We start from the raw sequence: 12,479 nt of genomic DNA, 5'->3' as shown, positions 1-12,479 counted from the left end.
TAGTTTATCTTTGCAAATTAAAAAAAAAGATTATTAAAAATAAATATGATTTTATACGTTTGAAATCCAAATTTATAAACTCCTAATCAAGAAAGCATGAAATATTATATTATAGCGGGTGAAGCTTCAGGCGATTTGCATGGTTCAAATTTGATGAAAGAACTGTATAAAAAAGATCCAAATGCTGACATCCGATTTTGGGGTGGTGATTTGATGAAAAATGTTGGCGGTACTTTAGTGAAACACTATCGGGAATTAGCGTTTATGGGTTTCATCGAAGTGATTTTTAACTTAAAAACTATTTTGAATAACATCAAAATATGCAAAAAAGACATTCTTGAGTTTCAACCCGACGTTCTTATTTTCATAGATTATCCAGGTTTTAATTTGCGTATTGCAAAATGGGCCAAATCGTTGGGTATGAAAACACATTATTATATTTCTCCTCAAATCTGGGCTTGGAAAGAAAGTAGAATTACCGACATCAAACACGATATTGATAAAATGTATGTGATTTTACCTTTCGAAAAACAATTCTACGAGGACAAACATCATTTCCCTGTCGAGTTTGTTGGGCATCCGCTGATTGATGCTATTCACAACCAACCCGCAGTTGACCCTGTCCTTTTTAGAAAAGAAAATCAATTAGACGAAAAACCAATTATCGCTATTTTACCAGGAAGCAGAAAACAGGAAATCACTAAAATGCTATCTGTAATGTTGAGTGTTGTCAATGATTTTCCCGACTATCAATTTGTAATTGCCGGCGCTCCAAGTCAGGAATTCTCTTTTTATAAAAATTTCATTTCTCATGAAAACATAAAATTCATCTCCAATAAAACATACGATTTATTGCGAAATTCAACTGCCGCATTAGTGACTTCAGGAACTGCAACTCTGGAAACGGCACTTTTTAAAGTTCCGGAAGTGGTGTGTTACAAAGGCAGCTGGGCTTCCTACCAAATTGCGAAACGAATCATCACGCTCAAATACATTTCATTGGTAAACTTGATAATGGATGAAGAAGTAGTAACCGAATTAATACAGGAGGAATGTACCACAAAACGCATTCGTGAAGAACTGAAAAAAATCCTGGAATCCAATCATCGCAATACGCTTTTAGAAAAATATGCGTTATTAGAAGACAAATTAGGAGGCATTGGCGCCAGTGAAAAAACCGCTAAATTCATTGTTTCTGATTTACAATAGTTTACAACTAATTTATTACTATTTAAATTCATCAAAAATACATTCTTTTGAAACATTTCGCATTTCTATTATTGATTCTTATTTTTTTTACGGCTTGTAAATCGACTTCCCCAATAGTTACTTCTAAAAAATCAGACACCAAAAAAGAGAAATTAACGAAATCCGATAAAAGAAAAACGAATCGTTTGGCAGAAGAATTGATTGATGCAGCAGCTGAAAATCTTGGCGTAAAATACAAATATGCAGGTACAACAAAAGCTGGTTTTGATTGTTCCGGCTTGATGTACACCATTTTTAGTTCACATAACATAACCCTTCCCCGCAACTCTTATCAACAGTCAAAAATAGGTGAGGTTATCAATACAGAACGCGAAGAGGCGCAAAAAGGAGACTTAATATTTTTTAAAACCAACAAAAATTCACAGATAAATCACGTAGGAATCGTCATTGAAGTCAATGATGATGAGATAAAATTCATTCATTCTTCTACTTCAAAAGGAGTAATTATTTCCTCTACAAAAGAACCCTATTATAAAAAAACCTTTGTACAATTAAATCGGGTGTTATAGTCAAGCTAAAAAGCTATATAACTTTTAAAAACAAAGTTTTTTCTTGCTAAAAATGCGTACTTTAGATACATGAAAGTACTCCATTTTCCTTTAGCGAGAATAACAATTGGATTTATTTCAGGAATCCTTTTCGCCTACTACTTTCATCTACCGCTATCATTACTGTTTATCTTACTTTCAATATCCATTGGTGTTTTTGGAGTGTTGTATTTTTTATTCAAAAACAAAAGCAAGAAGATCTTCTATTTTGGTTTGACAACATATCTTCTGTCTTTTCTTATCGGAATTTCGACTCAAGTAATTCACATTGATTATTTTCAGAAAAGCAATTATATTCACAATACGACTATTTTTGAAAAACCGCATTCCATTTCCATAATCATCCGCGAAAAGCTAAAAAGCTCTCCGTTTAGTGATCGCTACATTGCCATTATAAACCGTGTAGATGAGAAAAAACAAACAGGAAGAATCATCCTAAACATTCAAAAGGATAGTTTGCATCATGAATTTAAGATTGGGACACCTTTACTTATTAAAGGGATTTTATCAAAAAACAAACCTCCTAATAATCCCAATCAATTTGACTACAGTAAATACCTCGAAAACAAACAAATCTATGCGCAACTGTATGCTGATGTTGATGAAATCAAAATTGGAACGAAAATCGAGAAAAACATCTGGTATTATTCTTCTAAATTAAGAACCCGAATTATTCATAATTTAGAAAAAAACAACTTCAACAAAACTGAATTAAATGTTGCCATAGCATTAATAATGGGACAACAGCAGGATATTTCACCGGAAATCATTCGGGATTATCAATATGCCGGAGCGGTACATATATTATCGGTATCAGGACTGCACATTGGATTCATTTTAATTTTTGTCACTTTCATTCTAAAGCCTATTCCTAATACTAAACGGGGTTCATTTATAAAACTACTCATCATTCTCATCTCTTTATTCAGTTTCGGAATCATCGCGGGATTAGCGCCTTCGGTGGTGCGTTCCGTAACCATGTTTTCGTTTGTTGCCATTGGAAATCACTTACGAAGAAGCGTGAATATTTACCACACTTTATTAGTTTCCGTATTACTGATTTTGCTTTTTGAACCATCTTTTCTATTTGATGTTGGTTTTCAGCTAAGCTATTTAGCGTTGTTTTTCATTATTTGGCTGCAACCGCTTTTAGCCTCAATTTGGATACCAAAAACTAAAGTCTTAAAATACATTTGGGATATTCTCACGGTTTCGTTTGCTGCACAATTAGGAACTTTACCATTGAGTATTTACTATTTCCATCAGTTTCCGGGTTTATTTTTTGTGACCAATTTAATTATCATTCCGGTATTGAGCATCATAATGGTTTTAGGCGTTTTAGTCTTGCTTTTAGCGGCACTTAACAGCATTCCAATATTCCTTTCACAACTACTAGAATGGAGCATTTATTACTTGAATAAAATCATTAATACAATTGCATCTTTAGAACAATTTATAATTCAAGACATTCCATTGCATTTTTATTTGTTACTTAGTAGTTATTTGGTAGTTGTAACGGCAATTATTTGGCTCAAGAAACCAAATTTCAACAAATTAGTATTGGTATTGATTTCAATCATCATTGTACAAATTTCGTATTTGAGTATTCAATGGAATATTCAAAACGAACAGGAATGGATTGTTTTCAATATCAAAAGAAACACATTACTGGCAGAACGAAATGGGGAAAGTATTACGGTCTATGCCAATGACAGTATTTTGAAATCTGCTCAAAAAAACAATATATTAAAGTCCTATCGAATAGGGAATTTAAGCAGTCTTAGAGAGAAAAAAGTACTGCAAAACCTTTTTTATTTTAATGGAAAAAAGATTTTCATTTTAGACAGTTCGGGTATTTTTCCAAAAAACATACATCCGGATATCATTGTACTTACACAATCTCCCAAAATAAACTTTGAACGCTTGTTGCAGGCTTTAAAACCAAAGATGGTCGTAGCAGATGCCTCTAATTATAAAACCATTCAAAAACAATGGAAGGCAACTTGTATCAAACAAAAAATCCCTTTTCACGCTACGAGTGAAAAGGGATATTATAAATTGAATGACTAATTATTTCTTCTGAAGAAATCCATTTGCAACAGCTAACCATGCAGATGGTCCGCCAGCAACATATCCCGTACTTCCCAGACCTTGAAAATTCACTTTGCCATCTACAGTTGTAACATTAGCAAAATGTACTGTAGGGAATCCTTGAATAGCAAAAACTTGCTGCAATTCGTCATTTTGTTTTTTAATCTCAGGAGTCTGTGGTGCTTTTCTAGGATAATCTAATTCTACCAGAACCACATTTTCTTTGGCCCAAGCAGCAAATTCAGGAGTTTTCAAAACCTCTTTTTGTAACCTGATACACCAACCACACCAATCGCTACCGGTAAAAAACAATAACATTGGTTTTTTTGTTTTATTAGAAACGTCCATAGCCTTAATGACATTGGTTTCCCAAACTAATTCTTGTGCTTCAGCGGCAAATGATCCCGCAAACAATAACAAAGCAACTATTATTTTCTTCATATTTATAATTTTTAATTATTGACAAATCAAAAACAATGCCTAAAATTTATCGAACACCATGCATTAATTTCTTAATTACCGGCCCCATCAAAATTGAGAACAAAGCCACTACAATAGATATTATTGCTAACATCCAGAAGAAATAACTCAATCCGTGTTCATTGGCAATTTTATCAATATTTTCTCCAAACATACCAGCTCCTTTCATTCCTATTGCAACTGCAAGATACCAAACTCCAAACATAAATGCAATCATTCTTGCTGGAACTAATTTACTCACATAAGACAATCCTACCGGAGAGATACACAATTCAGCCATAGTATGGAAAAGATATACCAAAATCAACCAAATCATACTTACAGAAGCTGTTTTTGCACCCGCTTCGATTCCGCTTGCGCCAAAAGCTACACAAGCCATACCAAGCGCTAATAATCCCATTCCGATTCCGTATTTCAAATTAGCCGCAGGATTGTATTTACTTTCCCACCATTTTGAAAACAATGGTGCTAATGAAATAATAAACAAGGAGTTTAAGGTAGAAAACCAAGTTGCTGGAACTTCGGTTAATGCAGTAGTTACTTTATCAATTTTCAACGCCTGTAAGGTTTCATCAGACAATGATAAATATCCTGCAGTGTAATAATCTTTAGCCAACATCCATATTGCTATTGCCCAAATAATTATAAAACTAACACTTAAAATAATATTTGCAATAGCATACAACTTGAATGTTTGTTTGAACAACAGAATCAATACCCAAGTAATAATTACTAATGGTAATATAGTAATCAATGAATTCATCACTAAGAATACTACACTCCAATTACCTGTTAAAACTCTATCCGTATAATCATTAGCAAAAATGGTTAAACTGTTTGGAGATTGTTCGAAAATTGCCCAAAAGAAAATAGTCAGGAATGCAAAGAATGTAACTGCTATTAATTTTTCTTTAGTGATTTTAGAATATTGGGTAAATCTGTATATCAATAATATAATAAACACAACCAGTGCTGAAACTATAGCAATCGAATTACCATTTGGTCCTAAGAAAGAAAAAACATTTACTTTTCCTCCGGATATTTTGGAAGCAGGATCATTTAAAAGCCACAATAAAGCTAATAATGATGAAAATGCAATAGCCGCTAATTGTATTGGTGAAAAAGGATTTCTTTTATCCGTATCCAAAGCTTCTGCTTTCGCTTTGCTTTCTTTGTTTGGTTTTAAACCAATGTCTCCAAAGATATTTTGTGACAACCAAAACTGTAACATTCCAAAGAACATAAAAATTCCGGCAAGACCAAAACCATACGTCCAACCTACTTTTTCTCCTAAATAACCACAAAGTAAAATACCAAAGAAAGCCCCGGCATTTACACCCATGTAGAACAATGTATAAGCACCATCCTTCTTCTCAGGACGGTCTTTGTACATTTCAGATACGATTGATGTCATGTTTGGCTTGAAAAAACCATTTCCAAAAACTAACAATACTAATCCTAAATAAATAGAAAATTCTGTTTCAACAGCCATAGAAGCGTGTCCTAAAGTCATCAAACTGGCACCTACAACAACTGCCCATCTAAAACCTATCACTTTATCGGCAAAATAACCACCTAACATCGTGGATAAATAAACCAATCCAACGTAGGATCCAAATAATGCAGAAGCATTTTCACGAGTCCATTCCCAACCACCATCTGTAAAAGAAGCGGTTAAAAATAATATCAATAAAGAACGCATTCCGTAGAATGAAAATCGCTCCCACATCTCTGTGAAGAATAAAACGAATAATCCCGCTGGATGTCCTAGAACGGTACTTTTAAAAAATTGATCTGTAGTATTTTCACTCATGTTATTAATTGTTTAATTCTTTGTCTACTCCGTGCATTAATTTTTTGATTACTGGCGATAGTACCAATAACAGTAATCCGAAACCAAGTCCTGTATAAAATAAATATTCAAAAAGTACTAAGTAACTCTGTTTTGCTAAATTTAAATCCGGTGCTGTACCATTTGAAGTATCTACAGAAGCGATATTAGCTAAGATAGAAGCGATAAATTCTGAACTGGCTGTTGCTAAAAACCAAACACCCATCATGAATCCCACGATTTTTGCTGGAGATAATTTAGTCACTGCAGAAAGTCCTACCGGTGACAAACTCAATTCTCCGCATGTATGCAAAAGGTACGCTAATATTAGCCAAATTGCCGCTACTTTTCCTGTACCAGAAAGATTTATTCCCATAACTAATGCTCCAAAACCTAAACCGACTAAAGCTAATGCTAAAGCAAATTTTACGGCTGTATTAGGATTGTATTTTCCTAAATTTGGCCATATCCAAGCAAAAACTGGAGCTAGCAAAATTATAAATAAGGCATTAAAACTTAAGAACTGTCCGGCAGAAATTTCATAACCAAATATAGTTCGGTCTAAAATCCTGTCAGCAAATAAATTCATCGAGGTATATGCCTGTTCAAACAATGCCCAAAATACAATTGTAAATACAATCAGAATGGTCAAAGCGATTAATTGGTGACGTGCTTTTCCATCTAACTTTGTAACGGCATAATAAACAATATAAATAAAGGAAATACCACCTGCAATTTTTAAAGCCCATGAAACCGCATTATGATTTTGAACCATCTGCCAAAACAACAATGTCGACAATACGCTTCCAATATAAATTAGCCATTCATTTTTAAGTCCAAACGATTTTTTTTCTAATAAAGAAGCATTGTTTGATTCGCCTTTTCCCATCAATAGTTTTCTACCGGAAATGAAAGTCAACAATCCAAAAAACATTCCGACTCCAGCTGCACCAAAACCATAACTCCAACCATACGTTTCTCCAAGCCAAACACATATTAGCGTAGCCATAAAGGAACCTAAGTTGATTCCCATGTAAAACAAAGTGAATCCAGAATCTCTTCTTTTATCGCCTGTTTCATATAATTCCCCCACTAATGAAGAGATATTGGCTTTTAGAAAACCAACTCCGACAATTATTAAGGATAATGAAAAGTAAAATATTTGTAAGGCGGTTTCGTCCCGTGTAATTTCGCCAGTAATAGATTCAGTTGCGGCATTCCCTTCATAAGCCATTCCTATATGACCTAACACCAGCATAATACCTCCAAAAACAATCGCTTTTCTAAATCCGAGATAGCGATCCGCTATAAAACCACCTAAAACCGGAACAGCATATACCAGAGCAGCATAGCTTCCAATGAGTAAATTTCCAGAAGTATCCGAAAACAAATGGTACTTTGTCAGATAAAAAATCAACAAGGCTTTCATACCGTAGAACGAAAACCGTTCCCACATTTCGGTAAAAAACAATATAAAAAGCGCTTTTGGATGTCCAAAAAATTCTTCCTTATTCAATGAGTCGTTTGTCATAAAGCGCTGTTATAAGTTTTCTTTGATAAAATTAGTCATTTTTGTATACAATTGAATTCTGGTTTTTCCACCATAAATCCCATGATTATTGTCTGGGTAAATTTGGGAATCAAATTGTTTATTAGCCTGAATCAAAGCTTCCATCATTTGCATGGAGTTTTGAACATGAACGTTATCATCTCCTGAACCGTGAATCAAAAGAAATTTTCCTTTCAATTTATCTACATGGTTTATTGGTGAATTATCATCATATCCGCTCGCATTTTCCCGTGGTGTCGTCATGTAACGTTCCGTGTACACACTGTCGTAGAATCTCCAGTTTGTAACCGGAGCTACAGCAATTGCCATTTTGAAAACATCGTTTCCTTTCATGATACAATTAGACGCCATAAAACCACCATACGACCAGCCAAATATACCAATTCTAGATTTATCAACAAATGCGTAATTTCCTATTACTTTAGCAGCATCAATTTGATCTTCCACTTCGTATTTTCCTAATTGCAATTGAGTCACTTTTTTGAAATCAGCGCCTTTAAAACCAGTTCCGCGTCCATCAACACAAGCTACAATATACCCTTGTTGTGACAACATCATAAACCAATAATCATCCGTACTGTTCCACTCATTATTTACCTGTTGCGAACCCGGACCAGAATATTGGTACATAAAAACAGGATATTTTTTTGTTGGATCAAAATCTTTAGGTTTAATCATCCAAGCATTTAGCTCATTACCTTTTGCTGTTTTTAAAACAAAAAACTCTTTAGCAGGTAAATTATAGCTTTTTAGTTTCGAAGCCAATGATTCATTGTTCTCAATAACCTGAACTTGTTTTCCAACTTTAGCTTCGTTCAAAGTATACGTCGTAGGTTGTGACGCACTAGAAAATGTGTTGATGTAGTATTGAAAATTCGGGCTGAATGTCGCTGCATTCGTTCCTGTATTTTGTGACAAACGCACTTTGTTTTTTCCGTCAAGACCTATTCTGTAAACATCTCTATTAATAGATCCATTTTCTACAGACTGATAGAAAACCGTATTTGTCTTTTCGTCTAAACCATAATAATTAGTCACTTCCCATTTTCCTTTGGTCAGTTGGTTTTTCAATTTTCCGTTTTTATCATATAAATAAATATGATTAAAACCGTCTTTTTCGCTGGTCCAAATAAAACTGTTGTCTTTCAAGAAAGTCAAGTTATCCGTAACATCAACATAGGCTTTGTCTTTTTCGTTCAAAACTACTTTTGAAGTTCCTGAATTACCGTCGATAAACAACAAATCCAAATTATTTTGATGACGATTCAATACCTGTGCACATAATGTATTCGCATCATTCGTCCATTTCATTCTGGCGATATAAAAATCAGTGTAATTACCAAGGTTTACATTTTTTACCCCATTCGAATTTACATCATAAATATGTAAAGAAACTAGAGCATTCTTTTCACCGGCCTTTGGATATTTAAACGTTTGCATCATTGGATACAATTCTTTTCCAAACATAGACATCGAAAATTCCGGAACCTGACTTTCGTCAAAACGAATGTAAGCCACTTTTTTGCTGTCAGCACTCCAATCGAAAGCTTTTACGAAAGCAAATTCTTCCTCGTAAACCCAATCCGTAATACCGTTAATAATGCTGTTTTTTTGTCCGTCTGTAGTAATTGGAGTCGATTTATTAGAAGCTAAATCATATACATACAGATTATTTTCTTTGGCGTATGCTATCTTTTTTCCATCAGGTGAAAAAGTAGGTTCCTGAACCTGAAAATCAAATAGCTTTTTTAATTTTTTACTGGCTATATCGTACAAATAATAATCAGCAGTAAAGGAGTGACGGAAGATTTGATTCGTATTGCACGCCAATAAAATCATTTTTTCTGAAGCATCAAACGTATAACTGTCAATCCCGTTTGAAAGTTCTTTGCGGGATTTTGTATCTATAAGTGTAGCTACTTTTTTTAAAGTTGCAAAATCATACAAATCGATTTGCATACTTCTGGACTGGTTGTCTAAATTCAATACAGTGTATTGATTTGTATTTTTCATGGACTGTAATTCATCCATTCCTTGAGCACGAAAAGTGCCGTTGTAAATTTCATCAATTGTGATTTTTTGTTGGCCAACAACAGTAAAACACAGGAATAAAAATAATGCAATAATTTTTTTCGAATACATGATATTTCTTTAAATATAAAAACCGTCAATTTTAGTGAAAAATTTACAATAATTTCACATTCGATGTGTTAAATGTTAAAAACAATATTCTAAACACCCATTTATTGAGGATATTATCATAGTAAACAAAACAGCTAAAAGCGTATCTTTGCAGGTATACATATTATAATCTATTGAGAATGAATAAGGCCATTAGCGGATTTTCTAAATTATCCAAAGAAGAAAAAATTAAATGGATTGCCAATCAATATTTTTCAACACCTTCAGAAGCCATTTCCTTGCTGAAAAACTACTGGAATTCTGATGAAAAAATACAGAAATTACACGATGAATTCATCGAAAACACGATAACCAATTTCTACATTCCGCTCGGAGTTGCTCCTAATTTCCTGATTAATGGAAAATACAGCACGATTCCTATGGCAATTGAAGAAAGTTCTGTGGTTGCCGCTGCCGCAAAAGCTGCTAAGTTTTGGTCCACGCGCGGCGGATTTAAAACAAGCGTAATCAACACCGAAAAAATTGGCCAGGTTCATTTTATCTATAAAGGAGATGTTTCAAAATTGAACTTGTTTTTTGCCCAAAACAAAAGCAAATTTTTCGCAGAAACAGAATCGATTACAACAAATATGCAAAAACGCGGTGGCGGAATTTTAGACATCATCTTAAAAGACAAAACCGATTTATTGCCCAATTATTTTCAGCTGCATGCCACTTTTGAAACCAAAGACAGCATGGGAGCTAATTTCATCAATTCGTGTCTGGAACAATTTTCCAAAACATTAAAAGAAGAAGCACATAATTATGACTTGTTCACGGAAACGGAGAAAGACATTGAAGTTGTGATGAGCATCCTTTCGAATTATGTTCCAAATTGCATCGTAAGAGCCGAAGTTTCTTGCCCGATTGCTGATTTAGAAGAAAAACACATTCCTAATCCTCTAGAATTTGCAGAGAAATTTGTCCAAGCCGTTCAAATAGCTGAAGTCGAACCATACCGTGCCGTAACGCATAACAAAGGAATCATGAACGGAGTGGATGCCGTAGTTCTGGCAACAGGAAATGATTTCCGTGCTGTTGAAGCCGGAATTCACGCCTATGCTTCCCGAAACGGAAAATACTCCAGTCTTTCCCATGCCAAAATAGAAAATGGCATTTTTACTTTTTGGTTGGAAATCCCTTTAGCATTAGGAACTGTTGGTGGTTTAACTTCCTTACATCCATTGGTAAAATTGTCCTTGGAAATGTTAGAAAAACCATCTGCCAAGGAATTAATGCAGTTTGTAGCCGTAGCCGGTTTGGCCCAAAACTTTGCCGCTTTGCGCTCTTTGACCACAACAGGAATTCAGGAAGGACACATGAAAATGCATTTGAACAATATTATCAACCAGTTTGAAGCCAATGATGAAGAACGTGTTTTAATCCTAAAATATTTCAAAAAGAATACTGTTTCACATAGCGCTGTGGTTACTTATATTGAAAGTTTAAGAAAATAATTTTATCTTGAAGCAACAAAAAAACAAGGTAGCTTCGTTCCTCACAAAGACAATGAAAAAAACATTTTACAGTAACGGAAAACTTTTAATCACAGGAGAATACCTGGTTCTTGATGGCGCAAAAGCATTTGCATTACCCACAAAAATGGGGCAAAACCTCAATATAGAAGAGGGAAACAACAAGGAAATAATCTGGAAAAGTTATGATGCGGACGGAAGCATTTGGTTTGAAGACACTATTTTATTTTCTGATATTTCAAAGGGAGTTAATCCTGAAAATGAATCGGTAAAAACAACACTTACGACTATTTTGCACGAAGCTTTTAAGTTAAATCCTGATTTCATTTTAAATTCAAACGGATACCGTATAACTACTGAACTTGGATTTCCTAAAAGCTGGGGTCTGGGAACGTCATCGACTTTGATAAACAATATTGCCCAATGGCTGCAAATCGACGCCTTTATACTACTTAAAAACAGTTTTGGAGGCAGTGGTTATGATATTGCCTGCGCACAGAACAACACTCCTATCCTATATCATCTGGAACAAGGGAATCCCATTGTTGAAAAAGTAACCTTTAATCCAGAATTTACACAAAACCTATACTTTGTATACCTTAACAAAAAGCAAAGCAGCAAAACCGCAATAGCGGCATACAACATAAATAAAAAAAACAATCTGGCAAAAACCATTGCTTTAAATGACAGTATAACTTCAGAAGTTTTGAATGCCACTACGATTCAATCTTTTGCTACAGCAATACAAAAACACGAAGTACAAATGAGTATTATTCTGGAAACACATACCATAAAAGAATCTTTATTTCCTGATTTTAATGGCGTGATAAAAAGTCTTGGCGCTTGGGGAGGTGATTTTGTTATGGCGATTGCAACTGAAAATCCAACTGACTATTTTGTTTCAAAAGGATATAAAACTATCGTTCCGTATAATGAAATGATATTGTCTTAATGTTTCATAATTAATCCACGCTTACAAATAAAACTTCATTAAAATAAAAATTCCGATACATTCAATATGTATCGGGATTTTT

9 protein-coding genes are annotated in these 12,479 nt (G+C 34.2%); 5 read left to right on the top strand and 4 right to left on the bottom strand.

The genetic code is table 11. From position 1 onward, the window contains the following. Positions 1-96 precede the first annotated feature (96 nt). From lpxB to C8C87_RS01265, 3 genes are all read left to right on the top strand, one after another. A complete protein-coding gene (gene lpxB / locus C8C87_RS01275; protein WP_121340855.1) occupies positions 97-1,209 on the top strand; it encodes a lipid-A-disaccharide synthase in 1,113 nt (370 codons plus the stop codon). 47 nt (positions 1,210-1,256) lie between these two features. After that, positions 1,257-1,778 (top strand): C40 family peptidase, encoded by a 522-nt coding sequence (locus C8C87_RS01270; RefSeq protein ID WP_099713623.1) that lies wholly within the window; start codon positions 1,257-1,259, stop codon positions 1,776-1,778. A 69-nt stretch (positions 1,779-1,847) separates the two neighbouring features. After that, positions 1,848-3,887 carry a ComEC/Rec2 family competence protein gene (locus C8C87_RS01265; RefSeq protein ID WP_121340854.1) on the top strand — a complete coding sequence of 680 codons (2,040 nt, stop codon included), beginning with the start codon at positions 1,848-1,850 and terminating at the stop codon, positions 3,885-3,887. On the opposite strand, the gene C8C87_RS01260 is transcribed toward C8C87_RS01265, so the two are convergent. Genes C8C87_RS01260 through C8C87_RS01245 form a run of 4 tightly spaced genes read right to left on the bottom strand, consistent with a single transcriptional unit; the run spans position 3,888 to position 9,931 of the window. Further along, the gene (locus C8C87_RS01260) at positions 3,888-4,349 is read right to left on the bottom strand and encodes a thioredoxin family protein (RefSeq protein WP_099713625.1); all 462 of its coding nucleotides are present in this window, start codon (positions 4,347-4,349) and stop codon (positions 3,888-3,890) included. A gap of 46 nt (positions 4,350-4,395) precedes the next feature. Next, the gene (locus tag C8C87_RS01255; protein WP_099713626.1) at positions 4,396-6,201 is read right to left on the bottom strand and encodes a peptide MFS transporter; all 1,806 of its coding nucleotides are present in this window, start codon (positions 6,199-6,201) and stop codon (positions 4,396-4,398) included. A 4-nt stretch (positions 6,202-6,205) separates the two neighbouring features. Next, positions 6,206-7,750: a peptide MFS transporter gene (locus tag C8C87_RS01250; protein WP_121340853.1), complete on the bottom strand. Its 1,545-nt coding sequence runs from the start codon at positions 7,748-7,750 to the stop codon at positions 6,206-6,208. A 9-nt stretch (positions 7,751-7,759) separates the two neighbouring features. Next, on the bottom strand, positions 7,760-9,931 hold the full coding sequence (locus C8C87_RS01245; protein WP_121340852.1) for a S9 family peptidase: 2,172 nt from the start codon (positions 9,929-9,931) through the stop codon (positions 7,760-7,762). A 179-nt stretch (positions 9,932-10,110) separates the two neighbouring features. On the opposite strand from C8C87_RS01245, the gene C8C87_RS01240 reads away from it, so the two are divergent. Continuing rightward, positions 10,111-11,427, top strand: a complete 1,317-nt coding sequence (locus C8C87_RS01240; protein ID WP_121340851.1) for a hydroxymethylglutaryl-CoA reductase, degradative — start codon at positions 10,111-10,113, stop codon at positions 11,425-11,427. Positions 11,428-11,479: 52 nt separating this feature from the next. After that, on the top strand, positions 11,480-12,397 hold the full coding sequence (locus tag C8C87_RS01235) for a GYDIA family GHMP kinase (RefSeq protein WP_121340850.1): 918 nt from the start codon (positions 11,480-11,482) through the stop codon (positions 12,395-12,397). Positions 12,398-12,479: the final 82 nt, after the last annotated feature.

This window comes from Flavobacterium sp. 120 (genome assembly GCF_003633605.1).
Taxonomy (GTDB): Bacteria; Bacteroidota; Bacteroidia; order Flavobacteriales; family Flavobacteriaceae; genus Flavobacterium; species Flavobacterium algoritolerans.
The sequence above is the reverse complement of the archived record's forward strand: the minus strand, read 5'-3'. Positions and strand labels throughout refer to the sequence as shown.